Consider the following 24,373-nt stretch of genomic DNA (forward strand, 5'->3'; position numbering starts at 1 on the left):
CATGGCCGAGCACGTGCTGGACGTGAACCTGATCTACCACAACGCGGAGGCGACGCTGGACGGCGCCATCGCCTCGGTGGTGGGGCAGAGCTGGCCGCATTGGCGGCTCACCCTGCTGGATGACGGTTCCACCGATGGCGGGCCGGCCATCGCGGCCTTTTGGGCCGCGCGGGATGGACGCATCGCGCTGAAGCGCCACCGCGCGAATCAGGGCATCGTGGGCGCCTATCGCCGCGCCTTCACCCATGGCGACGCCGACTTCGTGATGCCGAAAAGCGCCGACGACCTCATCGCGCCCGACTTCATGGCGAAGCTGATGGCGGTGCTGCTGGCCGATCGCGACGTCGCCATGTGCCACGCCGGCGCGCTGAACATTGACGAGGCCGGCACGGTGCTGGGCGAGGTGCCGGCGCATACCCGCCTCGACACGCCCGATGGCGGGCCGTTGCAGCGCGCCATGCATGTGATGCAGCGCTATGCCTATTCGCCGAGCTTCTGGGGGATCTACCGCCGTGAGGCCCTGGACCTCGCCAGCCAGCCCATGGCCTGTGGCGGCTGGGACCATGCCTTCCTGGCCGAGATCGCGCTCTACGGCCACATACGCCACGTTCCGGAGCCGCTCTTCCTGCGGCGCGGCGGGCCTGCGCCGCTGTGGCGGTTGGCGCGCAATGCCGGCATGGCCTGGGCGCGTGCACGTTCCGAACGTGATGTCTTCGCCGATGTCGGGCCGCTGGCGCCAAGCGCCTCCTGCGCCTGGGCGCATGTGGAGACCTTCAGCCTGGCCCGGCTGAGCGCGCCCGAACGCGCGGGCCTGATCGAGGCCGCGCGTGACATCCTGCGCGCCCGCTGGTCCACCTCCTTCGTGCGCGAGGCGGCGCTGGTCACGGCCCGGCTGCCGGCGCTGCTGGCCCAGGCGCGGGAGGTGGCGCGTGGCGGCGCGACCGGTGCGGCCACGCGGCTGCGCGTGGAGGCGATGCGGCTGGTGGAGGCCCTTCTCTGGGTGCTCGAACCTGGTCGGGAGGCCGAGGCGCTGGCCGCCACATGGCGCGCGCAGACCGGGCTCGCGGTGGGACCGGAGGTGGCGGCATGACGCGGCTTCACATCGGCTGCGGCCCCAAGGTGCTGGATGGCTGGGTCAACATTGACAGCGTGGCGCGCGCGCCCGGCGTTCGCACCGATGTGGACGTGCTGGCCATGCCCTTCGCCGATGCCAGCGTGGAGCACATCCTGGCCGAACACGTCTTCGAGCATTTCGCCTTCGCGGAGGAGGAGCGTCTCTGGCGCGAATGCGCCCGCGTGCTGCGTCCAGGTGGGCTGCTGGAAATCGAGGTGCCGGATTTCGAGTGGGTCTGTCAGGCCTTCCTGGCCGGCGAGGACCGCTTCCGCGCCTTCTACCAGACGGGTGCGCTCGACCACTACTTCGGCTCAGGCCGCGACACGGGGCAGCGCTGGGGCATCGTGCAGACGATGTTCTTCGGCAATCAGAACGGCGCCGGCCAGTTCCACAAATCGGCCTACACGCAGGGCAAGATTCGCGACGTGGCCGCGCTGGTGGGCTTCGCGAAGGTCCGCCAGCACACCCTTCACAACAAGGGCGGCCAGGCCATCCGCGCCCTCATCACCCGCTAGGAGCACCCCATGCGAATCTTCGTCAGCGGCATCGCGGGCTTTCTCGGCAGCCACCTGGCCGAGCGGCTGATCGGCATGGGTCATCATGTCGTGGGCTGCGACACGCTTCTGGGCGGCGAGCTGTGGCACGTCCCGCCCGAGGCCGAGTTCTACCAGTATGACTGCCGCGACTTCAACGCGATGCAGAAGATCTCGCAGGGCTGCGAGCTGGTCTATCACTGCGCGGCCACGGCCTATGAAGGGCTGTCGGTCTTCTCGCCCGCGCTCGTGATGGACAACATCGTCAGCGGCTCGGTCTCGCTGTTCTCCGCGGCCATCGCGAACAAGGCGCGGCGCATCGTGTTCTGCTCCTCCATGGCGCGCTATGGCAGCAACGAGGTGCCGTTCCGCGAGGACTATACGCCCCGCCCGCAGGACCCCTATGGCATCGCGAAGGTGGCGGCGGAGGAGGCGCTGAAGAATCTCTGCGCCGTGCACGGTGTGGAGTGGTCCATCGCGGTGCCGCACAACATCATCGGTCCGCGCCAGAAGTTCGACGACCCCTACCGCAACGTCGCCTCCATCATGGCGAACCTGATGCTGCAAGGCCGCCCGCCCATCATCTACGGCGATGGCGAGCAGAAGCGCTGCTTCTCCTATGTGGAGGACTGCCTCTCCTGCCTGCTGGCCATGGGCCTCGACGACGTGGCGCTGGGCGAGACGGTGAATATCGGCCCCGATGAGGAGTTCGTGAGCATCAACGAGCTGTCGCGGGTGCTCGCCAAGCTCACCAACTTCACCGGTACCCCCATCTATGTCCCGGGCCGCCCGCAGGAGGTGAAGTTCGCCACCTGCTCGGCCGACAAGGCGCGGCGTCTGCTGGGCTATCGCACCACGACGAAGCTGGAGGATGGGCTCGCCTCCATCACCGACTTCATCCGCAAGGTGGGGCCGCGGAAGTTCCGCTACCATCTCGACATCGAGATCGTCAGCGACAAGACGCCGCGCACCTGGACGCAGCGCATGTTCTGAACGGGAGGGGGCGCAAGCCTTCCTTAACCCTTCGTCTCCTACACGGCGGATGGTCCCCGAAATCCGGGGGCCGCACCTGACAAAGGAAAAAGACCAATGTCGCTGAACTCCGTGAATACCAACCTGGGCGCCATGGTGGCGCTGCAGTCGCTCAACCGCACGAACGAGGAGATGGCGGCGACGCAAAAGCGCATCTCCACCGGCTCGCGCGTGGCGGATGCGCGGGATGACGGCGCGGCCTTCGCCGTGGCCGAGCGTATCCGCGGCGACCTCGCTGCCACCACCTCGGCGAACCAGCAGCTGGGCGGTGCGAAGGGGCTGCTCGACACGACCCGGACCGGTCTTGAGAACGTCTCCAAGGCGTTGCAGGACGTGAAGGCCACGGTCGTGAAGCTTTCGGACAGCAACATCACGCCGGCCCAGCGCGAGCAGTACATGGCGGGGCTGAAGGAGACCTTCTCGCAGATCGCGAACTTCATCACCGATACGCGCTACAACGGGCAGTCCATGCTGGTGACGGCCGCCGCGGCGACGGCGGGCGGCACCACGCTGGGTGAGATCCGTACGGTGCGCAACGGCGAGGGCGCGACCTACAGCTTCGCCAAGATCGCCACCGCGGCCATCAATGGCGCGGCCGATTTCACCGCGCTGACGGGCGTGGGCTACAACGGCGCGACGATGCTGACGGGGGCCTCGCTTCTGGCCGCCATCAGTGACTTCAGCTCGGCGCTCACGACTGGCGGCGCCGTCAACGTCGCGATCAACAACACCCTGACCTCGCTGAACAACCTCGGCAGCTACAGCCGTTACGTGGACAGCCAGATCAACTTCAACAAGGCCAAGATGGACGCGCAGGAAGCCGGCATGGGCGCCCTGATCGACGCCGATCTCGCCAAGGAATCGGCGCGGCTGCAGTCCCTGCAGATCCGGCAGCAGCTCGGTTCCCAGGCACTCGGCATCGCCAACCAGGCGCCGCAGGTTCTGCTCTCGCTCTTCCGGTAAGACCTTGAACGGAGGCTGGCAGGAGGCCGCCTTCCCCCTTCCGCGCAGCCCTCGGGCTGATGCGTTCCCGAATTTTCCCCATGCACGGCGCCGCGGCCTTGAGGGCGCGCCCGTTTGGGTTCCGAAATCCATCGCGGGAGGTTTCCCACCATGTCCTTCGCCAGCAACACATCCTCCGCCGGCCGCTATCGCCGCCAGCTCACGCCCAAGCAGATGGAGGCCGAGGTCTTCGCCCGCGCGACCCGCGCGCTGCGCGACGCGGGTGCCGAGGGCGGCATCGCGCAGGCGCGCGCCATCGCGGACAACCGGCGCCTGTGGGACGCCGTGCTCGACTCGGTGCTGGACCCCACCAACCGCCTGGCCATGCCGCTGCGCGCGCAGATTGCCTCGCTCGCCCGCGCCGTGCTGCGCGAGCTCGACGCTGAGGCGCCTGATGCGGCGTTCATCATCGAGATGAACGAGCAGATGGCTGGCGCGCTTTGGAACTGAGGGCGCGGCCATGAACATTCACGCCACGCCCGACACGACCGCGCTGCGCCTTCTCGACCGCGGGCGCGACCTGCTGCGCGACCGCCGCCCGGCCGATGCCGCGCTGCTGCTGTCGCGCGCCGCTTCCCTGCCCGCGGCCCCCGCGGAGGCTCACGGCCTGCTGGCCGAGGCCCTGATGGAAAGCGATGACGCGCCGGCCGCGCTCATCGCCGCCGATGCCGCGCTTTCCCTGCGCGATGACGCCGCGCTGCGCCTGCTGCGCGCGCGCATCCGCCGTGCCCTGGGCCATGCGGACGGCGCCATGGATGACGCGGCCGCGGCCGTGATGGCCACCCCGTCGGACCGCGATGCCAAGGCGCTGCTGGCCACCTGCCTGTCCGAGGCAGGGCGGCATGACGAGGCCATCTTCCTCTTCCACCAGGCCTTCGTGGCAGAGCCCGAGGCGCCGCACCGCTCGGCCATGCTGGCCATGGCCATGATGCGCGGCGGGCGCCATGCGGCGGCCGAGGAACTCTATGCGCTGGCGCATTCGATGGCGCCCTATGCGCGCGGCATCTTGCCGTTGCGCGCGCAGAACGTGCTGCTGGGCGGTGACCCGCACAAGGCCATCGCGCTGATCGAGGGGGCCTTGGGGCGGCAGCAGGGAGAGGCCGCCCTCTACTCGGTGCTCGGCCAGGCGCGGCAGCGACTGGGTCAGGCGGAAGCCGCGGCGGAAGCCTATGCGGAAGCCGCGCGGCTCGACCCGACGGACACCTATCTCCAGCACCTTGCCGCCGCGATGACCAATGCCGGTGCCACCCCGGACCGCGCGAGCGACCGCTACGTGACCGACGTCTTCGACGGCTATGCGAACCGCTTCGAGGCCGCGCTCTTCGCGCTCGGCTATCGCGTGCCGGGCGTCATGCTCAAGCTGATCGAGGGCCAGGGCTACACGCCGGGCGGCCGGCATCTGGGCGATGTGCTCGACCTCGGCTGCGGCACCGGGCTCATGGGCGCCACCCTGCACGACATGCTGGGCGGGCGGCTGGTGGGCGTGGACCTGTCGCCTCGCATGATCGAGGTGGCACGCGCCAAGGGCATCTATACGGAGCTGCGCTGCGCCGAGATCAACGAGGCGATGGCCGCCGATACCGCCCATTACGACCTGGTCCTGCTGTCGGACGTGCTCTGCTATTTCGGGCGCCTGGATGCGGTTCTCGGCGCGGTGGCGGCCCGCCTCAAGCCCGGCGGCCTGGTTGCATTGAGCATCGAGTCCGGCGAGGCCGAGGGCGGCTGGGAGTTGCAGGCCAGCGCCCGCTACCGCCATGACCCCGGCTATCTGCGGGCGGCGCTGGAACGCGCGGGGCTCGCCACGCTGGAGTTCCGCGAGGAGACGCTGCGCTGGGAGGGCGAGGCCACCGTGCCGGGCGTAATCGCCCTCGCCCGCCTCGGAGGCTGAGGTGATGGACGGCCTGCCCGGCGACGCCTCGGCTTTCCAGGCCGCCTTGGCCCTGCTGCGCGAGGGGCGGACCCGGGACGCGCTGCCCCTGCTGGAAGCTGCCGTGGCCGAGGTGCCCTGGCATGGGCTGGCCGCGCTGAACCTCGCCATGGCGCGGATGGATCTGGGCCAACTTGACGCCGCGGCAGGCCCTCTCGCCACCGCGCTGGAACGGCTGCCCCATCACCCGGAGCCGCATTTCCGTCGTGGGCGCCTCGCGCATCTGCGCGGCCAGGGTCAGGCGGCACGCCAGGGTTATGAGGCCGCCCTGGTGCGGGACCCTGGCCATGTCGCGGCCCTGTGCGGCCTGGCCGAGCTGGCCCGTGCCGAAGGGCGGGCTGAGGCTTCGGTCGCGCTCCTGCGAGAGGCCCTGCTGCACAGCCCCCAGGACGACGGCATCACGCTGGAGCTGGCGCGCGGCCTCGTGGCGGCGAATGAGCCCGGCGAGGCCCTGGCCCTGGCCGTGCCGCTGCTGGCGCGAGAGGGCGCCCCGGGCCTGGCCGGTGTCGTCTGGAGCGAGGCGGTGCTGGCGCGGGAGGGGCCGGCGGGTGCCCGCGCGGCCAGCGAGGCCGCGCTGGCGGCGGACCCGCTCTCCCCCGCGCGGATCGCGGCCCATGCCACCCTGCTCGATGCCTTCGGGCAGACGCGGGAAGGGCTGCGCCATTGGCACTTGGCCGAGGCCCTGGCGCCGGAGGATGTCGCCATCCTCTCGGGCCTTGCCCATGGCCTGTGGCGGGAGCGCGCCTACAAGGCCGCCCTGCCGGTCTTCGAACGCGCGGTGGCCCTGGCCCCCGGTGAGCGGAGCCTGCGCGTGGGCCATGGCGAAATCCTGTTTCGCCTGCACCGCCTGGCCGAGGCGGCGGACTCCCTGCGCGCCACCCTGGCCGATCTGGGCGGGGATGAGCGCACCCACGCCACGCTGGCGCTCGTGCTCGTCTCGCAAGGGCTGCAGGAGGAGGCGCGGCTCGCCACCGAGGCCGCGGGGGGTGAGAACGCGCTCGTCCATGCCCTGTGCAATGTGGGCCCCTACCACCCGGCGATGGCGACGTCCGAGGCGCTGGGCGAGGCCGCCCGTGCGCTGAAGCAGCGGCTGTCCCAGGGCATCAACCCCTATGTGCCCGTGGCGCGCCCGCCCGGCGAGCGGCTGCGCGTCGGGTTGCTCTCGTCGAATCTGGGCCGGCACCCGGTGGGCTGGCTGACCCTGCCGGCCATCGAACACCTCCCGCGCGAGGAGTTCGAGGTGGTGGTCTTCAGCCTCACTGACCGTGAGGACCCGTTGGCGCGGCGCTTCCGCGCGCGCGCCGACCGCTGGATCAGCTTCGAGCCAGGGGCGAGGGACCAGCTCGTGCTGGACCGCCTGCGCGCGGAGGCGCTGGACATCCTGATCGACCTGAGCGGCCATGGGCAGGGCGGGCGGGTGCGGGTGCTGCGCCACCGCGCCGCACCTGTGCAGATCAAGTGGGTGGGGTCGCAATCGGCGAGCTCCGGCGTCCCCAACATGGACTGGATGCTGACCGACCGTTGGGAGACGCCCGCGGGTTTCGAGCCCCACTACACCGAGCGCCTGCTCCGCATGCCCGATGGCTATTGCTGCTACGCCCCGCCCGACCGCGCGCCTGATGTGGCGCCGCTGCCCGCCCTGGCGCGCGGCCATGTCACCTTCGGCTGCTACAACAACCTGGCAAAGGTGACGCCCGCGGTGCTGTCGACCTGGGCGCGCATCCTGGCGGCCCTGCCCACCGCGCGGCTGGTGCTGCGGACCCATGCGCTGGGCGACGACCCCACGCGCGCCGCCTTTCTGACACGCGCCGCGGCGTTCGGCATGCCGCTGGACCGGCTGGAACTCCATGGCGCCGTGCCGCACGAGGCGCTATTGGCGGCCTATGGCGAGATCGACCTCTCGCTGGACCCTTTTCCCTATACGGGCGGCCTCACGGTCTGCGAGTCGCTCTGGATGGGCGTGCCGGTGCTGACCAAGGTGAGTGAGGGGTTCGCGGGCCGCCACGCCCTGTCGCACCTCTCCAATGTAGGCCTGCCGGATTGGGCCGTACCCGATGAGGACAGCTATGTGGCCGAGGCCCTGCGCCGCGCCGCGGACCTCCCGGCGCTTGCGGAGCTGCGCGCGGGGCTGCGGGCGCGGGTCGCTGCCTCGCCGCTGTGCGACGGGCCACGCTTTGGGCGCAACCTGGGGCGGGCGCTGCGCCAGGCCTGGGAGGCGCGGCCCGCTTGACGTCAAGGACGTGTCCCGGCCAGCAATGCGGTATGGACACGCCCCCCCTCTCCGAGATCGCCAGCCCCGAAATCGCCAGTCATCGGGGTGGTGCCTTCATCTGGCCCGAGAACAGCCTGCTCGCCATCCGCGAAGCGCTGAAGTGGTCGGCCGAGCAGGTGGAACTTGACGTCCATGCCTCGGCGGACGGCGAGCCCGTGGTCATGCACGACGCCACGCTGGACCGCACGACGGACGGGCAGGGGCCGGTGGTGGCCCAGTCCTGGGAGGCGCTGGCCCAGCTTCGCATCCGCGGTACGGGGGGCGAGACCATCCCGCACCTCTCCCACGCCGCGCGGCTGATCCAGGAGGGCGGGCAGGTGCTGCGGCTGGAGGTGAAGGCGGATGCCCAGGGCCGGCCCTATCCGGGCCTCGTCGCCCGCTGCGCCGCGGTGGTGGACCAGCATGGCATGCGCGCCCGCACCGTTTTCATGAGCTTCGAGGCGGCGAGTGTCGCCGAGGCGGCCGCGCTGGGCGGTTTTGCCCAGACCGTCTGGCTGGCCGGGGGCTGGACGCTGCGGGGCATGCGCCCACGCGACACGGTGGCGATGTGCCGCAGTTGCGGAGCCACGGAGCTCGGCGTCCCCGAGGGCTTGGCCGATGCCACCCTGCGCGATGCGTTGCGGGCGGAGGGGCTGCGCCTGTCGGTCTGGGGGGCCAACCACGCCCCCACCCTGCATCGCGCCCTGCGGCTGGGGGTGGACGTGATCGCCACCGATGACCCGCCGCTGGCCATCCGGCTGCGCGCATCGGGCGTTCCGGCGGCTCAAGATCCGCGCTAGCCTGCCACCCTTCCGAGGAAGGGAACAAAATGTCCGGAAACGCCCACCTCCCCTCGCTGGATTTCGGCCTGGGGCCCGAGATTGACGCGCTGCGCGACACGGTGCGCGCCTTCGCCACCGAGCGCGTCGCGCCGCTGGCCGCCGAGATCGACCGGACCGACGAGTTCCCCCGCCACCTCTGGCCCGAGATGGGCGCGCTCGGCCTGCACGGGATCACGGTGGACGAGGCGCGGGGTGGGGCCGGCATGGGCTATGTCGCGCATTGCGTGGCGGTGGAGGAGATCAGCCGCGCCAGCGCCAGCGTGGGGCTGAGCTATGGCGCGCACTCAAATCTCTGCGTGAACCAGATCGAGCGTAACGGCACCCCGGCCCAGCGCGCCAAGTACCTGCCCAAGCTGATCAGCGGCGAACATCTGGGCGCGCTGGCCATGAGCGAGCCCGGCGCGGGATCGGACGTGGTGTCCATGAAGCTGCGCGCCGAGAAGCGTGGCGACCGCTACGTGCTGAACGGCACGAAGATGTGGATCACCAACGCGCATTACGCCGAGACGCTGATCGTCTACGCCAAGACCGACCCGGATGCCGGCCCCAAGGGCATCACCGCCTTCCTGATCGAGCGCGGCTTCAAGGGTTTCACGCCGGCGCAGAAGCTGGACAAGCTCGGCATGCGCGGCTCCCCCACCAGCGAGCTGGTGTTCGAGGATTGCGAAGTGCCGGAGGAGAACGTGCTCGGCCAGGTGAATGGCGGCGTGCGCGTGCTGATGTCGGGCCTCGATTATGAGCGCGTGGTGCTGGCGGCGGGGCCGCTCGGCATCATGCAGGCCTGCCTGGATGTGGTCGTGCCCTACATCCACGAACGCAAGCAGTTCGGCCAGGCGATCGGTGAGTTCCAGTTCATCCAGGGCAAGGTCGCCGACATGTACACGCGCTTCAACGCGGCGCGGGCCTATGTCTATGCGGTGGCGCGCGCCTGCGACGCCGGGCAGACCACGCGCAAGGATGCGGCCGGCGCCATCCTCTTCGCGGCCGAGGAAGCGACGCGGGCGGCGCTGGATGCCATCCAGATCCTGGGCGGGAATGGCTACATCAACGACTACCCGACGGGCCGCCTGCTGCGGGATGCCAAGCTCTATGAGATCGGCGCCGGCACCAGCGAAATCCGCCGCCTGCTGATCGGGCGCGAGCTGTTTCGCGAGACGGCATAGCCATGCGCATCACCAGCCAACTCGACCCGCGCGGGCGGGATTTCCGCGCGCAGGCGGCGCGCACCCAGGAATTGCTGGACGAACTCAGCGCGCGCACGGCGCGCGCCGCGCTGGGTGGGCCGGAGGCCGCCCGCGACCGGCATGTGGCGCGCGGCAAGCTGCTGCCGCGGCAGCGGGTGGAGCGGCTGCTCGACCCCGGCGCGCCCTTCCTCGAACTCTCGCCGCTGGCCGCCCATGGCATGTATGGCGAGGAGATCAACGGCGCCGGCCTCATCACCGGCATCGGCACCGTGGCCGGCCGCGCCTGCGTCATCGTGGCCAATGACGCCACGGTGAAGGGCGGCAGCTACTACCCGATGACGGTGAAGAAGCACCTTCGCGCGCAGGAGGTGGCGCAGCAGAACCGGCTGCCCTGCCTGTATCTCGTGGACAGCGGCGGCGCCAACCTGCCCAACCAGGACGAGATCTTCCCTGACCGCGAGCATTTCGGCCGCATCTTCTTCAACCAGGCGAACATGTCGGCCGCCGGCATCCCGCAGATCGCGGCCGTGATGGGAAGCTGCACCGCGGGCGGCGCCTATGTGCCGGCGATGTGCGACGAGGCCGTGATCGTCCGCAACCAGGGCACCATCTTTCTGGGTGGCCCGCCGCTGGTGAAGGCGGCGACGGGCGAAATCGTCTCGGCCGAGGATTTGGGCGGCGGCGACGTCCACACGCGGCTTTCGGGCGTGGCCGACCACCTGGCGCAGGACGACATGCACGCGTTGGGGCTGATGCGGCGCATCGTGGGCAACCTGAATGCCGCTTCCCCGCCCACGCCGCCCTTCCCGCCCGAGGCGCCGGCCTATGACCCCGCCGAACTGAACGGCGTGATCCCCTCCGATGTCCGCGCCCCCTTCGAGGTTCGGGAAGTCATCGCGCGCATCGTGGACGGCTCCGTGCTGGACGAGTTCAAGCCGCGCTATGGCACCACGCTGGTGACCGGCTTCGCGCGCATCTGGGGCATGCCGGTCGGCATCATCGCCAATAACGGCATCCTCTTCAGCGAGAGCGCGCAAAAGGGTGCCCATTTCATCGAGCTGTGCTGCCAGCGCGGCATCCCGCTGCTGTTCCTGCAGAACATCTCGGGCTTCATGGTGGGCCGCAAATATGAGGCCGGCGGCATCGCCAAGGATGGCGCGAAGCTGGTCACGGCCGTCGCCACCGCGCAGGTGCCCAAGATCACGGTCATCATCGGCGGCAGCTTCGGCGCGGGGAATTACGGCATGTGCGGCCGCGCCTATTCGCCACGTTTTCTCTTCACCTGGCCCAATGCGCGCATCAGCGTGATGGGGGGCGAGCAGGCGGCCTCCGTGCTGGCCACCCTGCGGCGGGACAACCTGGAAGCCTCCGGCCGCGCCTGGAGCGCCGAGGAGGAAGAGGCGTTCAAGGCGCCCATCCGCGAAAAATACGAACGCGAGGGCGACCCCTACTACGCCACCGCCCGCCTGTGGGATGACGGCATCATCCCGCCCGCCATGACGCGCGACGTGCTGGGCCTCGCGTTCAACGCCGCGCTGCACGCGCCCATTCCGCCGACGAAGTTCGGCCTGTTCCGGATGTGACGCGCATGTTCCGCAAGATCCTGATCGCGAACCGGGGCGAGATCGCCGCCCGCATCATGCGGACCGCCCGCCGCATGGGCATTTCCACCGTGGCTGTGTTCAGCGAGGCCGACCGCCGCGCCCTGCATGTGCGCGAGGCCGACGAGGCGTATTTCATCGGCCCCGCTCCGGCGCGCGAGAGCTACCTGCGCGCCGAGGCCATCCTGGAGGTGGCGCGGGCCAGCGGCGCCGAGGCCATCCATCCGGGCTACGGCTTCCTTTCCGAGAACGCGGAATTCGCCGAGGCCTGCGCCCAGGCCGGCATCGCCTTCATCGGCCCCTCGCCCGCCGCCATCCGCGCCATGGGCAGCAAGGCCGAGAGCAAGCGGCTGATGGTGGCCGCCGGCGTCCCCACCGTGCCCGGCTATCACGGCGCCGCGCAGGAGGACGACATGCTGGCAGGCGAGGCCCGGCGCATCGGCTTTCCCGTGCTGATCAAGGCGAGTGCCGGCGGGGGCGGGAAGGGGATGCGCCCCGTGTATGACGCCGCCGACTTCGCGCGCGAACTGGAGGGCGCGCGGCGCGAGGCGCTGGCCGCCTTCGGCGACGATCGCGTGCTGATCGAGAAATACCTGACCAGGCCGCGCCATGTGGAGGTGCAGGTGATGGGCGACACCCATGGCCGCATCGTCCACCTGCACACGCGCGACTGCTCCATCCAGCGCCGCCACCAGAAGGTGCTGGAGGAGGCGCCGGCCCCCGCCCTCTCGGACGCGTTGCGCGCCCGGCTGCACGAGGCCGCCGTGAACGCCGCCGCCGCCGTGGGCTATGTGAACGCCGGCACGGTGGAATTCGTGGTGGAGGGCGAGGACGCCTTCTTCCTCGAGATGAACACCCGCCTGCAGGTGGAGCATCCCGTCACCGAGATGGTGACGGGCCTCGACCTGGTGGAATGGCAGCTGCGCGTGGCCGCCGGCGAGGCCCTGCCGGCAGTTTGGCCCCCCGCGCCGCGTGGCCATGCCGTGGAGGTGCGCCTCTATGCCGAGGAGCCCGAGCACGACTTCCGCCCCGCCACGGGCAGGCTGCGAAAGCTGGGCCCCACCGACCTCGGCGAGCATGTCCGGATGGACACCGGCTTCGCGGCGGGTGACAGCGTCACCGCCTTCTATGACCCGATGCTGGCCAAACTCATCGCCTGGGGCGAGGGCCGCGATGCGGCGTTGGTGCGACTCTCCCAGGCCCTGGCGGCGCTGGAGGTGGAGGGGGTGGGCAACAACCTCCGCTTTCTCCGGCGCCTGCTGGGACATGAGGCGCTGCGGGCCGCCGAACTCGACACCGGGGTCATCGCGCGCCATGGCGAGGCGCTGCTGGCCCCGCCCAAGGCTGCGCCGCCCGAGGCGCTGATCGCGGCGGCGGCGGGCGAGGCCATGCTCGCGCGGCAGCGCGCGGCGCCGGCCACGCCCTGGGCCCAGGCCGCCGGCTGGCGCCTGCAGGGCGGGGCGGAGACGGTCTCGCTCTGGGAGGATGGCGTGGCGCCGCGCCGCGTGGTGCTGCGCTGGCGGGAAGGTGGCTTCGCGGCGGAGGTGGAGGGCGAGGCGCCCCGCCACATCACCGTCGCCTTGCAGCATGGCCGCCTGGCCCTGGGCGAGGGCGACCGACTGACCGCCTTCGCCCTCCAGGCCGAGGAGGATGGCGTCACCCTTCGCATGGGGGGGCAAACCTGGCGGCTCTACCGCCGGGACCCCTATGCGCCGGTGGAGGAGGGCGGGGCCTCGGAAAGCCGCCTCGCCGCACCCATTCCCGGCCGGGTGGTCCAGGTGCTGGTGGCGCCCGGCGATGCGGTCACGCGCGGGCAGCTGTTGGCGGTGCTGGAGGCCATGAAGACCGAGATCAAGATTACCGCCCCGCGCGATGGGGTGGTGGCGCATCTGGGCTGCGCCGCGGGCGATTCCATCGAGGAGGGCACCGAGGTCGTCACCCTGGCGGACCCCTGAACATGAAAAAGGCCCGGCGGATCGCTCCGCCGGGCCGGTCGGCCTTGGGGCCGGTTACTCCTGGTTCCGCATGCCCATGAACTGGAGCAGGAACTGGAACAGGTTGATGAAGTTCAGGTAGAGGCCCAGCGCGTCCATCACGCTGCGCTTGCCCGCCATCTCCGAGCCCTCGGCATAGGCGTGCTCGATGTAGTCGTTCTTGATCCGCTGCGTGTCCCACATGGTCAGGCCGCAGAAGATGATCACGCCCAGGATCGAGACGACGAAGGCAATGGCCGGAGAGCCGATGAAGATGTTCACCACCATCGCGATGATGATGCCGATGAGGCCCATCATCATGAAGCTGCCCAGCTTCGTCAGGTCACGCTTCGTCGTGTAGCCGATCAGGCTCATCGCCGCGAACATCGCCGAGGTGGCGAAGAAGGTGCTCGCGATCGAGGACGCCGTGTAGATCACGAAGATGTTCGACATGCTCGCGCCCATCACGGCCGCGAACACCCAGAACAGCGCCTGGGCCGTCGTCTTGCTCATCCGGTTGATGCCGAAGGAGAGGACGAGGACGAAGGCCAGCGGCGAGAACATCGCGATCCAGCCGAGGATGGTCGGCGCGGTGGCCAGGCCGCGCGGCGTGCGGACCGTGGTGTAGAAGAGTTCCGCGACGGCGGGGGTGCTCGCGATCAGGTAGGCCACGATGGCCGTGAGCAGCAGGCCCGACGCCATCCAGTTGTAGACGCGGAGCATGTAGCTGCGCAGCCTCCTCGTCGAGGACCGCCTGATCGAGCGCGCCGGCGCGGCCCCAGCCTTGCTGCGGCTGAGTCCACCGAGATTGGGGTTGGAGTGCCATGGGTGAATGTGTCCTCCTGAATCGGGCGTTGCCCGTCGTGCCGCTATATGGACCGGCTGTAATCCGAATTCAACGCCATTTCACGTTGCCTGGACTTCTTTACGCTGCGGTGCGGCTACTCGTTCCGCAGCAGGGGACCAGGACGGGCGCGCAGAGCCAGGGCGGTGCCAGCATAGCCGAAGGCCAGCACCAGAACCATGCAGCCCAGCACTGTCAAGGCCAGGGTGCCCGGCAGGAACAGCCATTCCTGCCGCATGATGCCACGCACCACGCCCCAGGCCGCCGCCGTGCCGGCCGCGGCCGCCAGCAGCCCCGCGAAGGCGCCGAGTGCCCCGAATTCCACCAGGAAGGCCCGGCGGATCTGGCCGCGCGTGGCGCCCACGGTCTTGAGCACCACGGCCTCGCGCACGCGGCGGCGCTGGCCCGCGGCGACGGCGCCCGCCAGCACCAGCGCGCCCGCCAGCAAGGTCACCGAACCCGTCGCCGTCAGCGCCGTGGCGATGCGCCCCAGCAACTCCGCCACCTGGGCCAAGGCGTCGCGCACCCGCACGCCCGAGACGTTGGGCAGCGCGTCCGTGATACGCCGCAGCAGCAGCCCGTCCTGCGCCGGGTCGCCGCGCACCGTGGCGATATGGGTGTGGGGTGCCGCCGAGAGCAGGCCGGGTGAGGCCACCAGGGTGAAGTTCATGGCCAGGCTGCGCCATTCCACTTGGCGCAGGTTCGCGATGGTCATCTCCACCTCGCGCCCCAGCACGTTCACCGTGATGGTGTCGCCGATGCCCACGCCCCAGCCTCGGGCGAGATTGGCGTCGAAGGAGAGCAGGGTGGGGCCGGAATGGTCGGGCGCCCACCAGCGGCCCTCGACCAGCCGTGTGCCTTCCGGGATCTCGGCCGTGTAGGTCAGGCCGCGCTCGCCCCGGAGCGCCCAGGCGGTGTCCGGGGTGGTCTGGTATTCTTCGGCCGGGATGCCGCGCACGCTGCTGATGCGCGCGCGCAGGCTGGCCACACGGCGCACCTCTTCCACGCCGGGCGTCTCGCGCGCCAGCCGGTCAAAGTCGCCCACCTGGTCGGGCTGGATGTCGATGAAGAAGAAGTTGGGCGCGCGGTTGGGCATCTCACTGCCGATGGCGGCGCGCAGATTGCCCTCGATCTGCGCGATGGCGGCGAGCGTGGTCAGCCCCAGCCCCAAGGCCACCAGCATGATGGGCGTGGCCGCCCCCGGCCGGTGGAGGTTGGCGAGCCCGAGCCGGATGGCCGGACGGCGGATGTGCGACAGGCGCTTCGCACCCCACATCAGCACCCCGGCTCCCAGGCGGAACACCACCAGCGCCACCGCGGCACCCGCGCAGAAGGCCATGGCGAAGAAGGGCTGCTCGGCCGTCAGGATCACCAGCGCCACCAGGGCGCCCGCCGTCACGGCGTTCAGTGCCATCACGCGCCAGCCGGGGCGGCGGGCCTCGGTGCGGAACATGTCGCGGAACAGGGCGGCACCCGGGATGCGCCCCGCGCGGCCGAGCGGCCAGAGCGCGAAGGTCAGCGCAGTCAGCAGGCCGTAGAGAGCGGCCAGCCCCAGCGGCGCCGGATAGAAGCCCATGCGCGGCGGCACGGGCAGCGCGCCGGCCAGCAATTGCGCGGCCAGGAAGGTGAGGCCCCAGCCGGCCAGCAGGCCAAAGAGGATGCCCACGGCGGAGAGCGCCAGCACCTGGAACAGATAGGCCGAGAAGATGGCCGTGCTGGGGGCGCCCATGCAGCGCAGGGTGGCGATGGTGCGCGCCCGCGCCTCCAGCCAGGCGCGCACGCCCGTCGCCACGCCGATGCCGCCCACCAGCAGCGCCGTCAGCCCCGCCAGGGTCAGGAAGGAGGCGGCGCGGTCGAGGAAGCGGTTCACCCCCGGCTCGGCCTGTTCCGCGAGCCGCACGCGCCAGGGCGCGGTGGGGAAGGCCGCGCGGAGGTCATTGCCGAAGGCCCGCGCCGAGGCGCCCTCGGGCAGGCGGATGCGGTATTCGTGGCTGATCAGGCTACCGGGCTGGGCAAGGCCCGTGGCGGCGAGTTGGTCCAGCGGGATGATGGCGCGCGGGCCGAAGACGGTGGGGGTGGCGACGCGGTCCGGTTCCTCGGTGATGCGCGCGGCGAAGGTGAACTGCGCCTCGCCCAGGCGCACCGCGTCGCCCGTGGTGAGGCCCAGCCGGTCGGCCACCGCGGGTTCGGCCACGACGGCCGCGCCGGAGAGGGGCACCGCCGGGTCCAGCCGCAGCTCGCCGAAGAGCGGGTAGAGGCCATCGGCGGCCTTGAGTTCCACGAGGCTCCGCTCGCCCGAGGGGGCCACCAGCATGGCGCGCAGCATCCGCACCTCGCTGATGGTGCCGCCACGGGCGCGCACCCAGTCGAGGGTGGCCGCATCCACCGGCTGGTAGCCGCCACGGATTTCGAGGTCACCGCCCAGGATGCGCGCGCCATCCGCCTGCAACCCGGCCTGGATGCCCGCGCGCAGCGTGCCCACGGCCGCGATGGCGGCCACGCCGAGCGCCAGGCAGGCCAGCACCAGCCAAAGCCCGCGGGCACCCCCGCGCAATTCGCGCCGCGCGAGGCGCAGCCCCATCATCACATCGCGCATAGCTATTCCGCGGCCAGCGGCAGTTCGGCCGTGTCGCGCTCGATGCGCCCATCGGCCACATGGATCTGCCGAGCGCAGCGCGCGGCCAGCAGCGGGTCGTGCGTGATCAGCAGCAGGGTGGTGCCGTGCCGCTCCCGCAGGTCGAAGAGCAGGTCCATCACCAGGTTGCCCGTGGCGCGGTCGAGATTGCCAGTGGGCTCGTCGGCCAGGATCAGGCGGGGGGTGGCCACGAAGGCGCGGGCCAGGGCCACGCGCTGCTGCTCGCCGCCCGAAAGCTGGCCGGGGTAGTGGCCGACGCGGTGGCCAAGGCCCACCGAAGCCAGCGCCGCCTCGGCCTTGGCGAAGGCGGCCGGGTCGCCCGCGAATTCCAGCGGGATGGCCACATTCTCCAGCGCCGTCATGGTCGGCACCAGGTGGAAGGACTGGAAGACGATGCCGACCTCCTCGCGCCGGAAGCGGGCCAGGGCATCCTCGTCCATCGCGGAGAGGTCGCGCCCCGCCACGGTCAGCCGGCCCGCGGTCGCGCGCTCCAGCCCTGCCAGCAGCATCATCAGGGAGGTCTTGCCGGAGCCGGAGGGGCCCACGATGGCCACCGCCTCGCCCTCCGCGACCGAGAGGCTCACCCCGCGCAGGATGTTGACCCGCCCGGCGGCGGCCCCCACCTCGAAGCGGAGATCATGGGCCGCGATCAACGGCGAAGGGGTTTGCTGCTTGTCCATCACCTTGCGATATGGGCGCCGCGTTGCGCTGCAAAAGGGTTTGTTGCTTTCCGCAACCTTGGGTGTCGGCGTGCGTCAGGCCGCCGCGCAGGAGCCGGTGCGGCTGCTGGCGCTGGGCGACAGCCTGACGGCCGGCTACGGCCTGCCGCGCGGCGAGGGCTTCGTGCCCCGGCTGGAGGCGGCGCTGAACGCCCGCGGGCGCCAGGTGCGGGTGCTGGATGGCGGCGTCTCGGGCGACACCATGGCCGGCGGGGCGGCGCGGCTCGACTGGGCGCTGGCCGACCGGCCCCAGGCGGCCATCGTGGCGCTCGGCGGCAATGACGGGCTGCGCGGCCTGCCGGTGTCCCGAATGGCCGAGGCGCTGAATTCCATCCTGGACCGGCTGGAGGCGCGCAACATCCCAACCCTGCTGGCCGGCATGCACGCGCCGCCCAATCTCGGCGCGGATTATGGGCGGGAGTTCCATGCGGTCTTCACGGAGGCGGCGCGGCGCCGGCCGAACATCCTGTTCATGCCCTTCTTCCTGGAGGGCGTGGCGGGGGAGCGGGCGCTGAACCAGGCCGACGGCATCCATCCGAACGCCCGGGGCGTTGAGCGCATGATCGCGGAGATCCTGCCTGTCACCGAACAACTGCTGGACCGGGTGGCCGCTGTCCCGGCAGGATAATGCGCGAATCCGGAAGGGGGTGCCCATGCGTCTCTTCGTCGCTCTCGAACTTCCGGAGGCGGTGCGCGACAGCCTGGCCTTGATGGTGGGCGGCCTGCCCGGCGTCCGCTGGGTGCCGCCGGCCAACTATCACCTGACGCTGCGCTTCATCGGCAACGTCACCTCCGTGGAGGCGGAGGAGGTGGACCTCGCTCTCGCCGCCATCCGCGCCAAGCCCTTCGAATTGCGCCTGCAGGGTCTCGGCACCTTCGAGAAGGCCGGCCGGGTGCAATCCCTGCATGCGGTGGCGGAACGCACGCCGGGGCTCGCGCATCTCCAGGCCAAGATCGAGACGGCCTTGCAGCGCGCGGGCCTGCCGGCCGAGCGGCGCCGCTTCACCCCGCATGTGACGCTGGCGCGCACCGACCTGGTGCCGCTGGACAAGCTCGCGGGCTTCGTCCAGGCGCACAACCTCTTTCGCACCGAGCCCGTGATGGTGGAGCATTTCGTGCTCTTCTCCTCGCGGCTGGGCAAGGAGATGGCGGTCTACACGCCCGAGGTCGAATACGCCCTGGCGGCTTGAGCCCGACGCCTCGCCGGCGTAAAGCCTCCCATGTGGGAGCGTTCCGCCGCCTGAGCTGCCTGGCCTTCGCCCTTGTCCTGTTCATGCAGGCCGGGGTGGGTGCGGCGCATTGCCTGCGCGGCCTGGGCGCCGCCCATGGCCTGCTGGTTGAGATCTGCACCATCGAGGGCAAGCGCCTCGCGCTGCTGGACCATGAGGGCCAGCCCATGGAGGCCCCGGCCGAGGCGGGGTCGGGCGTCTGCCCCGCCTGCGCCGGGCTGCCCGGCGTGGTGCTGCCCGCCGCGCCGACGCTGTCGGAGCCCGTGATCTTCGCCGCCGTCCCCGGCTTCTCCCTGACTGGCACCGCCCTGCCTTCCCCGCGCGCCCGCGCGCCGCCCTACAGCACCCGCGCCCCGCCCGTCCTGGCCTGAACACGCCCTCCGCGCGGTGACGCCGCGCGGGCCCTCGTTCACGCCATTTCGGAAATCTCCCATGTCCGCCTTGCCGCGCGCCTGCTGGGCCGCACCGCTTCTCGTTCTCGCCGCGCCTGCTGGAGCGCAGGCGCCCGCCGAAATCCCCTCCGTGCTGGTTACGGCCCCGGCGCCCTCGCTGACCGTGCCGAGCAATGAGCAGGCGCGGGTCCGCGCCTGGCTCAGCCCGGGCAACAACACCGTGGTCCCCGCCAGTGAATTCAATGACCGCGCCGGCGCCACCACGCTGCGCGACGTGCTGGAATTTGTCCCTGGCGTCTTCACGCAGCCCAAATGGGGCGAGGATTCGCGCCTCTCCATCCGGGGTTCGGGCGTCGCGCGCAGCTTCCATTTGCGGGGGGTGCGCCTCTACCAGGACGGCATCCCGGTGAACCAGGCCGATGGCAGTGGCGACTTCCAGGAGTTGGACCCGCTGACCTTCCAGCGCGTGGAGGTCTTCCGCGGCGGCAATGCCTTCGCCCTGGGCGCCAACACGCTGGGCGGCGCCATCAACTTCGTGACGCCGACGGGGCGCGACCGGCAGGGCTCCATGGTCCGGCTGGAGGCGGGCAGCTTCGGCCTCTTCCGCGGGCAATTGGCCCATGGCGTGGTGTCCGGCCCCTTCGACGGCGCCATCAGCATCACCGGCGCGCGGCAGGATGGCTACCGGCGCCACAGCGGCGGCGACAGCGCCCGGGTGAACATGAACCTGGGCTGGCGGGTGAATGACGACATCGAGACGCGGCTCTTCTTCACCTACAACTCCATCCGGCAGGACATTCCGGGCTCGCTGACCCGCGCGGCCGCGCTGTCCAACCCGCGCCAGGCGGCGGCGGCCAATCTGGCCCTGCGCTATGCCCGCAACATCGAGAGCCTGCGGATCGGCTCCCGCACCGCCGTGCGGCTGGGCGAGGGGGGGCTGCTGGAGTTCGGCGGCAGCTATGTGCACCGGCGCCTGGATCACCCGATCTTCCAGGTGATCGACAACCGCAACGACGACGTGAACCTCTTCGCGCGCGTCACGCTGGACGGCCGCCTCGGCGGGCTTCGCAACCGCCTCGTCACGGGCGTGAACGCGGCCATGGGCGATGTGGACAACCGTCGCTTCGTGAACCTGTCCGGGCGGCGCGGGGCGCTGACCTTCTCGGCGCGGGAGCAAGCCACCACCCTCGACGCCTATGTGGAGAACAGCCTCTATGTGCTGGACAACCTGGCCCTGGTCACGGGCATCGCGGGCGGGCAGGCGCGGCGGGAGAGCATCAACCGCCTGAACCCGGCGCTCAGCGGCAGCGGGGACTGGTCCTTCGCCAATCCGCGCCTGGGCGTGATGTGGCAGGCGACGCCGGGGCTGCAGGCCTATGGCAACGTGACCTGGTCCACCGAGCCGCCGACCCTGTCGGACCTGGTATCGCTGGTGCCGCTCGGCGGGTTCAGCCTGCTGAAGCCGCAGCGCGCCACCACCATCGAGCTGGGGGTGCGGGGCGAGGTGGGCCCGGTCAACATCGAGGCCGCCATCTGGCACGCCTGGCTGCGAAACGAGATCCAGCTGTTCCAGGGCCCCACGCCCGGGTCGAGCTTCGCGCGCAATGCCGGCCGCACCCTCCACCAGGGCGCGGAACTGGCCGCCACCTGGCGCGCGGCGCAAAGCCTCGTCACGGCGCAGGACAGCGTCTTGCTGCGCGGCGCCTACAGCTTCAGCGATTTCCGCTTCGACGGCGACCCGACCTTCCGCGACAACCGCCTGCCCGGCGTGCCCCGGCACGTGCTGCGGGTCGAGGCGCGCTACAACCACCCGGCCGGGTGGTGGGTGGCGCCCAATCTGGACTACGTGCCGGAGGGCCTCTTCGTGGACAACGCCAACACCACGCGCACCAACAGCTACGCGCTGATGGGCCTGCGCGCGGGCTTCGAACTGCCCGAGCGCGGCATCTCCGTCTTCGTCGAGGGCCGCAACCTGCTGGACCGCCGCTACATCAGCTCGGCCTCGGTCACGCCGGTGGCGACGGCTAGCTCCGCCCTCTTTGAACCAGGCTTCGGCCGCGCCGTCTTCGCCGGCACCACCTTCCGCTTCTGACCCGCAGGAGAGCGACACATCATGCGCAAGCTTCTCGCCCTGCTCCTGCTGGCCAGCGCGCCGGCCGGGGCCCATGTCACCATTGATCCGCCGGAGGCCGCTCCCAACAGCTTCCAGCGCATCGCCTTCCGCGTGCCGCATGGCTGCGCGGGGCAGCCCACCACCGCCATCGAGGTGACGCTGCCCGAGGGCATCACCTCCGCCCGCCCCAGCCCCAAGCCGGGCTGGGAGCTGACGGTGCGGATGCGCCCGCTGGAACGCCCCGTCTCCGGCGGGCATGGGCTGGTGCGTGAGGCGCCGTCCTTCATTGCCTGGAGCGGCGGCAACTTGCCCGACCCCTTCTTCGAGGAGTTCGTCATGATGATCCGCACCCCCAACCGCCCGGGCGAGACGCTGCTCTTCCCCGTGGCGCAGCTTTGCGCGGGTGGCGCGCGGCATGACTGGGTGGAGGTGGCCACGCCCGGCCAGGCCCGTCCGCGCAGCCCCGTGCCCACGCTGCGCCTGGGGGCCGCGCCATGAAGGGCGCGCTGCTGGCCCTGGGGCTGATCGCCGCCCCCATCGCCGTATGGGCCTGCGACCCGGAGGAGATGGAGCGCGCCATGACCGAGATCTGCCAGGCCGCGGCGGAAGGGGCGGAGGTGGCCATCGCCGCCGCCCTGCCGCGCGCCACGGCGGAGGAGGCGGCGACGCTGCAGGCGGGCCTCGCCACGCTGCGCCGCGGCTGCACCGAGGGCGACCCGGTGTTGGCCGTGCGCCAGGCGCCCGCGCTGGCGCGCATCGCGGGCCGCATCGAGGCGCGGCCGGCCCAGGCGGCCCGCCACATTCCACTCATTCCCACGCAACAGGAGCCTTCGACATGATCCATCGCCGCATCCTTCTCGGCGCCCTGCCGCTGCTGCCCGTGGCGGCGCAGGCGCATCACCACCACGGCCATGTGCAGCCGGTGCAGCACCAGCACGGCGCCACCAGCCTCGGCCCGCTGCGGATCGAGGCACCCTGGACGCGCGCCGCGCTGGAAGGCCGCCAGGGGGCGGGCTTCATGACCATCCGCAACACCGGCGCGGCGGCCGATCGGCTCGTTTCCGCCACCTCGCCCGTCGCGGGGCGGGTGGAGCTGCACACCCATATCCGCGACGGGGACGTTATGCGGATGCGCCCCGTGGAGGACATCCCGGTGCCGGCGGGCGGCAGCGCCACCCTCGCGCCGGGGGGGCTGCACCTGATGTTCATGGGGCTGAACCGCGCCCTGGTGGCGGGCGAGACCATTCCCGTGACCCTGCGCTTCGCCGAGGCGGGCGAGGTGACCGTCCAGCTCCGCGTCCAGGCGGCGGGCGCGCGCGGGCACGGCCACTGAGGCTTGGCCGCACGCGCCCCGATGGCCGAAGGGCCATCTGGCCCGGAGGTCTGAATCGGGTCGCGCCACAAGCGCCCCGATGACCGAAGGGCCATCTGGCCCGGAGGTCTGAATCGGGTCGCGCCACAAGCGTCCCGATGGCCGGAGGGCCATCCGGCCCGCGTGCCTGAATCGGGTCGCGCCACAACCGCGCCCTGAAGTGGTGCAGGATGGCGGCCATGAACCTCGTCATCCTCACCGGGGCCGGGATTTCGGCCGAAAGCGGCCTTGCCACCTTCCGGGACCTGGGCGGCCTCTGGTCCCAGGTGCGGCTGGAGGAGGTGGCCACCCCCGAGGCCTTCGCCGCCGACCCCGACCGCGTGCAGGGCTTCTACAATGCCCGCCGTGCGCAGCTTCACCAGGTCGCGCCCAATCCGGCGCATGAGGCGCTCGCCCGGCTGGACGCCGCCTGGGACCGGGGCGACTTCCTGCTGGTCACGCAGAACGTGGATGACCTGCATGAGCGCGCGGGCAGCCGCCGCCTGCACCACATGCATGGCGAGCTGCGCCGGGCGCGCTGCCTGGCATGCGGCGCTGACAGCCCCTGGCAGGACGACATCGGGCCGGACAGTTCCTGCCCGGCCTGTGGCGTGTCCGGCCGGCTGCGGCCGCATGTGGTCTGGTTCGGGGAGATCCCCCTGGGGATGGAGCGCATCGAGGCGGCGCTGGAGGTGTGCGACATGTTCGTCTCCATCGGCACCTCCGGCCGGGTCTGGCCGGCGGCGGGCTTCGCGGCGGCGGTGCGGCGTCGGGCGCGCACGGTGGAGATCAATCTGGAAGCTTCCGACGGCGCCTCCATCTTTCACGAGACGCGCCATGGCCCGGCCGGTCGGCTGGTGCCGCAATGGGTGGAGGAGATGCTGCGATGAGACGGTCCGCCCTCGCCCTGCTGGCCCTGCTGCTGGCAGCCCCCGCCTTCGCCCAGACGAAATCCCCCGCGCCACCGGGCGGCGTGCCCCAGGCGGTGCCGCTGCCCGGCATCGGCAGCTTCGACCCGCGCGCGCCCGTCTCGATGGGCGAGGCGCCCTGGACCTCCATCGGCGTGGTGCAGACCCAAGGCGGCGGTCGCTGCACCGGCACGCTGATCGCGCCTGACCGGGTGCTGACCGCGGCCCATTGCCTGTTGCTGCTCCGCACCGGTGACTTCACCCATCCGCGCGGCGTGAGCTTCCTGCTGGGCTATGAGCGAGGGCGCTTCCGCGCGCGCGGCAGCGTCATCGGCTATCAGGCCGGGCCAGGTTATGACCCCGCGCTGCGCGGACCTGGGCGGGAGGATTGGGCCATCCTGACGCTGTCCCAGCCCATCCGCGGCGTGGCCCTGCCGCTGCTGGACCGACCCGCCGCCCCGCGCACGCCACTGGTGCTGGGCGGCTACCAGCAGGACCAGCCGGAAGTGCTGCTGGCCGACACCGGTTGCCGGCTGCTGGACCTGCGGGGCGGGCTGCTGCTGCATGATTGCGCCGGCACGCGGGGTGCCTCGGGCGCGCCGCTGCTGGTGCGGCAGGGCAGTGGCTGGGCGGTGGCGGGCATCGCCTCGCGCGTCGCGGCCGACATGGCGCTGGGCCAGGCGGTGGCGGTGGAGATGGTGCGCCCGGCCCTGCCTTGACCGC

23 protein-coding genes are annotated in these 24,373 nt (G+C 71.3%); 20 read left to right on the forward strand and 3 right to left on the reverse strand.

The genetic code is table 11. From position 1 onward, the window contains the following. Position 1: 1 nt before the first annotated feature. The 11 genes from JTN19_RS04380 to JTN19_RS04430 all read left to right on the forward strand — a co-directional run bounded on the left by JTN19_RS04380 (position 2) and on the right by JTN19_RS04430 (position 13,441). Positions 2 to 1,090, forward strand: a complete 1,089-nt coding sequence (locus JTN19_RS04380; protein ID WP_206930690.1) for a glycosyltransferase family 2 protein — start codon at positions 2 to 4, stop codon at positions 1,088 to 1,090. Further along, positions 1,087 to 1,629 (forward strand): class I SAM-dependent methyltransferase, encoded by a 543-nt coding sequence (locus tag JTN19_RS04385; protein WP_206930691.1) that lies wholly within the window; start codon positions 1,087 to 1,089, stop codon positions 1,627 to 1,629. The genes JTN19_RS04380 and JTN19_RS04385 overlap by 4 nt, the downstream gene beginning before the upstream one ends. A 9-nt stretch (positions 1,630 to 1,638) precedes the next feature. Continuing rightward, positions 1,639 to 2,640, forward strand: a complete 1,002-nt coding sequence (locus JTN19_RS04390) for an NAD-dependent epimerase/dehydratase family protein (RefSeq protein WP_206930692.1) — start codon at positions 1,639 to 1,641, stop codon at positions 2,638 to 2,640. A gap of 96 nt (positions 2,641 to 2,736) precedes the next feature. After that, a complete protein-coding gene (locus JTN19_RS04395; protein ID WP_206930693.1) occupies positions 2,737 to 3,642 on the forward strand; it encodes a flagellin in 906 nt (301 codons plus the stop codon). A gap of 150 nt (positions 3,643 to 3,792) precedes the next feature. Next, on the forward strand, positions 3,793 to 4,131 hold the full coding sequence (locus JTN19_RS04400) for a flagellar biosynthesis regulator FlaF (protein ID WP_206930694.1): 339 nt from the start codon (positions 3,793 to 3,795) through the stop codon (positions 4,129 to 4,131). A gap of 10 nt (positions 4,132 to 4,141) precedes the next feature. Continuing rightward, positions 4,142 to 5,569, forward strand: coding sequence for a methyltransferase domain-containing protein (locus JTN19_RS04405; RefSeq protein ID WP_206930695.1), 1,428 nt, complete (start codon positions 4,142 to 4,144; stop codon positions 5,567 to 5,569). 4 nt (positions 5,570 to 5,573) lie between these two features. After that, the gene (locus JTN19_RS04410) at positions 5,574 to 7,838 is read left to right on the forward strand and encodes a tetratricopeptide repeat protein (RefSeq protein WP_206930696.1); all 2,265 of its coding nucleotides are present in this window, start codon (positions 5,574 to 5,576) and stop codon (positions 7,836 to 7,838) included. 32 nt (positions 7,839 to 7,870) lie between these two features. Further along, positions 7,871 to 8,659: a glycerophosphodiester phosphodiesterase gene (locus JTN19_RS04415; protein WP_206930697.1), complete on the forward strand. Its 789-nt coding sequence runs from the start codon at positions 7,871 to 7,873 to the stop codon at positions 8,657 to 8,659. 29 nt (positions 8,660 to 8,688) lie between these two features. Then, complete coding sequence (locus tag JTN19_RS04420) at positions 8,689 to 9,864, forward strand: isovaleryl-CoA dehydrogenase (protein WP_206930698.1); 1,176 nt, start codon at positions 8,689 to 8,691, stop codon at positions 9,862 to 9,864. A 2-nt stretch (positions 9,865 to 9,866) separates the two neighbouring features. Then, entirely contained in the window at positions 9,867 to 11,468 is a 1,602-nt protein-coding gene (locus JTN19_RS04425) for a carboxyl transferase domain-containing protein (protein WP_206930699.1), read from the forward strand. Between the two features lie 5 nt (positions 11,469 to 11,473). Then, positions 11,474 to 13,441, forward strand: a complete 1,968-nt coding sequence (locus tag JTN19_RS04430) for an acetyl/propionyl/methylcrotonyl-CoA carboxylase subunit alpha (protein WP_206930700.1) — start codon at positions 11,474 to 11,476, stop codon at positions 13,439 to 13,441. 54 nt (positions 13,442 to 13,495) lie between these two features. On the opposite strand, the gene JTN19_RS04435 is transcribed toward JTN19_RS04430, so the two are convergent. From JTN19_RS04435 to JTN19_RS04445, 3 genes are all read right to left on the reverse strand, one after another. Beyond that, on the reverse strand, positions 13,496 to 14,182 hold the full coding sequence (locus tag JTN19_RS04435; protein ID WP_206930701.1) for a Bax inhibitor-1/YccA family protein: 687 nt from the start codon (positions 14,180 to 14,182) through the stop codon (positions 13,496 to 13,498). 218 nt (positions 14,183 to 14,400) lie between these two features. Beyond that, a complete protein-coding gene (locus JTN19_RS04440) occupies positions 14,401 to 16,899 on the reverse strand; it encodes an ABC transporter permease (protein WP_206930702.1) in 2,499 nt (832 codons plus the stop codon). A gap of 2 nt (positions 16,900 to 16,901) precedes the next feature. After that, positions 16,902 to 17,618, reverse strand: coding sequence for an ABC transporter ATP-binding protein (locus tag JTN19_RS04445; protein WP_206930703.1), 717 nt, complete (start codon positions 17,616 to 17,618; stop codon positions 16,902 to 16,904). 70 nt (positions 17,619 to 17,688) lie between these two features. On the opposite strand from JTN19_RS04445, the gene JTN19_RS04450 reads away from it, so the two are divergent. The 9 genes from JTN19_RS04450 to JTN19_RS04490 all read left to right on the forward strand — a co-directional run bounded on the left by JTN19_RS04450 (position 17,689) and on the right by JTN19_RS04490 (position 24,369). Beyond that, positions 17,689 to 18,285, forward strand: coding sequence for an arylesterase (locus JTN19_RS04450; protein WP_340643274.1), 597 nt, complete (start codon positions 17,689 to 17,691; stop codon positions 18,283 to 18,285). 25 nt (positions 18,286 to 18,310) lie between these two features. Further along, complete coding sequence (thpR, locus tag JTN19_RS04455; RefSeq protein WP_206930705.1) at positions 18,311 to 18,847, forward strand: RNA 2',3'-cyclic phosphodiesterase; 537 nt, start codon at positions 18,311 to 18,313, stop codon at positions 18,845 to 18,847. 32 nt (positions 18,848 to 18,879) lie between these two features. Continuing rightward, positions 18,880 to 19,257 (forward strand): DUF2946 family protein, encoded by a 378-nt coding sequence (locus JTN19_RS04460; RefSeq protein WP_206930706.1) that lies wholly within the window; start codon positions 18,880 to 18,882, stop codon positions 19,255 to 19,257. A 61-nt stretch (positions 19,258 to 19,318) separates the two neighbouring features. Beyond that, a complete protein-coding gene (locus JTN19_RS04465; protein ID WP_206930707.1) occupies positions 19,319 to 21,370 on the forward strand; it encodes a TonB-dependent receptor family protein in 2,052 nt (683 codons plus the stop codon). Positions 21,371 to 21,391: 21 nt separating this feature from the next. After that, positions 21,392 to 21,889, forward strand: coding sequence for a YcnI family protein (locus tag JTN19_RS04470; RefSeq protein ID WP_206930708.1), 498 nt, complete (start codon positions 21,392 to 21,394; stop codon positions 21,887 to 21,889). After that, positions 21,886 to 22,230 carry a hypothetical protein gene (locus JTN19_RS04475; protein ID WP_206930709.1) on the forward strand — a complete coding sequence of 115 codons (345 nt, stop codon included), beginning with the start codon at positions 21,886 to 21,888 and terminating at the stop codon, positions 22,228 to 22,230. Before JTN19_RS04470 ends, JTN19_RS04475 begins: the two co-directional genes overlap by 4 nt. Continuing rightward, positions 22,227 to 22,724, forward strand: a complete 498-nt coding sequence (locus JTN19_RS04480) for a copper chaperone PCu(A)C (protein WP_206930710.1) — start codon at positions 22,227 to 22,229, stop codon at positions 22,722 to 22,724. Before JTN19_RS04475 ends, JTN19_RS04480 begins: the two co-directional genes overlap by 4 nt. A 218-nt stretch (positions 22,725 to 22,942) precedes the next feature. After that, positions 22,943 to 23,632: an NAD-dependent deacylase gene (locus tag JTN19_RS04485; RefSeq protein WP_408901849.1), complete on the forward strand. Its 690-nt coding sequence runs from the start codon at positions 22,943 to 22,945 to the stop codon at positions 23,630 to 23,632. Continuing rightward, complete coding sequence (locus JTN19_RS04490) at positions 23,629 to 24,369, forward strand: trypsin-like serine peptidase (protein ID WP_206930712.1); 741 nt, start codon at positions 23,629 to 23,631, stop codon at positions 24,367 to 24,369. The genes JTN19_RS04485 and JTN19_RS04490 overlap by 4 nt, the downstream gene beginning before the upstream one ends. The last annotated feature ends 4 nt before the right edge of the window (positions 24,370 to 24,373 follow it).

The organism is Roseococcus thiosulfatophilus (assembly GCF_017311575.1).
GTDB classification, from domain to species: Bacteria; Pseudomonadota; Alphaproteobacteria; order Acetobacterales; family Acetobacteraceae; genus Roseococcus; species Roseococcus thiosulfatophilus.

Excerpts from the sequence above, each read along its gene's own strand:
- JTN19_RS04380 (WP_206930690.1), top strand. The coding sequence starts at position 2 with ATGGCCGAGCACGTGCTGGACGTGAACCTGATCTACCACAACGCGGAG.
- JTN19_RS04385 (WP_206930691.1), top strand. The coding sequence starts at position 1,087 with ATGACGCGGCTTCACATCGGCTGCGGCCCCAAGGTGCTGGATGGCTGG.
- JTN19_RS04390 (WP_206930692.1), top strand. The coding sequence starts at position 1,639 with ATGCGAATCTTCGTCAGCGGCATCGCGGGCTTTCTCGGCAGCCACCTG.
- JTN19_RS04395 (WP_206930693.1), top strand. The coding sequence starts at position 2,737 with ATGTCGCTGAACTCCGTGAATACCAACCTGGGCGCCATGGTGGCGCTG.
- JTN19_RS04400 (WP_206930694.1), top strand. The coding sequence starts at position 3,793 with ATGTCCTTCGCCAGCAACACATCCTCCGCCGGCCGCTATCGCCGCCAG.
- JTN19_RS04405 (WP_206930695.1), top strand. The coding sequence starts at position 4,142 with ATGAACATTCACGCCACGCCCGACACGACCGCGCTGCGCCTTCTCGAC.
- JTN19_RS04410 (WP_206930696.1), top strand. The coding sequence starts at position 5,574 with ATGGACGGCCTGCCCGGCGACGCCTCGGCTTTCCAGGCCGCCTTGGCC.
- JTN19_RS04415 (WP_206930697.1), top strand. The coding sequence starts at position 7,871 with ATGGACACGCCCCCCCTCTCCGAGATCGCCAGCCCCGAAATCGCCAGT.
- JTN19_RS04420 (WP_206930698.1), top strand. The coding sequence starts at position 8,689 with ATGTCCGGAAACGCCCACCTCCCCTCGCTGGATTTCGGCCTGGGGCCC.
- JTN19_RS04425 (WP_206930699.1), top strand. The coding sequence starts at position 9,867 with ATGCGCATCACCAGCCAACTCGACCCGCGCGGGCGGGATTTCCGCGCG.
- JTN19_RS04430 (WP_206930700.1), top strand. The coding sequence starts at position 11,474 with ATGTTCCGCAAGATCCTGATCGCGAACCGGGGCGAGATCGCCGCCCGC.
- JTN19_RS04435 (WP_206930701.1), bottom strand. The coding sequence starts at position 14,182 with ATGCTCCGCGTCTACAACTGGATGGCGTCGGGCCTGCTGCTCACGGCC.
- JTN19_RS04440 (WP_206930702.1), bottom strand. The coding sequence starts at position 16,899 with ATGCGCGATGTGATGATGGGGCTGCGCCTCGCGCGGCGCGAATTGCGC.
- JTN19_RS04445 (WP_206930703.1), bottom strand. The coding sequence starts at position 17,618 with ATGGACAAGCAGCAAACCCCTTCGCCGTTGATCGCGGCCCATGATCTC.
- thpR (WP_206930705.1), top strand. The coding sequence starts at position 18,311 with ATGCGTCTCTTCGTCGCTCTCGAACTTCCGGAGGCGGTGCGCGACAGC.
- JTN19_RS04465 (WP_206930707.1), top strand. The coding sequence starts at position 19,319 with ATGTCCGCCTTGCCGCGCGCCTGCTGGGCCGCACCGCTTCTCGTTCTC.
- JTN19_RS04470 (WP_206930708.1), top strand. The coding sequence starts at position 21,392 with ATGCGCAAGCTTCTCGCCCTGCTCCTGCTGGCCAGCGCGCCGGCCGGG.
- JTN19_RS04475 (WP_206930709.1), top strand. The coding sequence starts at position 21,886 with ATGAAGGGCGCGCTGCTGGCCCTGGGGCTGATCGCCGCCCCCATCGCC.
- JTN19_RS04480 (WP_206930710.1), top strand. The coding sequence starts at position 22,227 with ATGATCCATCGCCGCATCCTTCTCGGCGCCCTGCCGCTGCTGCCCGTG.
- JTN19_RS04485 (WP_408901849.1), top strand. The coding sequence starts at position 22,943 with ATGAACCTCGTCATCCTCACCGGGGCCGGGATTTCGGCCGAAAGCGGC.
- JTN19_RS04490 (WP_206930712.1), top strand. The coding sequence starts at position 23,629 with ATGAGACGGTCCGCCCTCGCCCTGCTGGCCCTGCTGCTGGCAGCCCCC.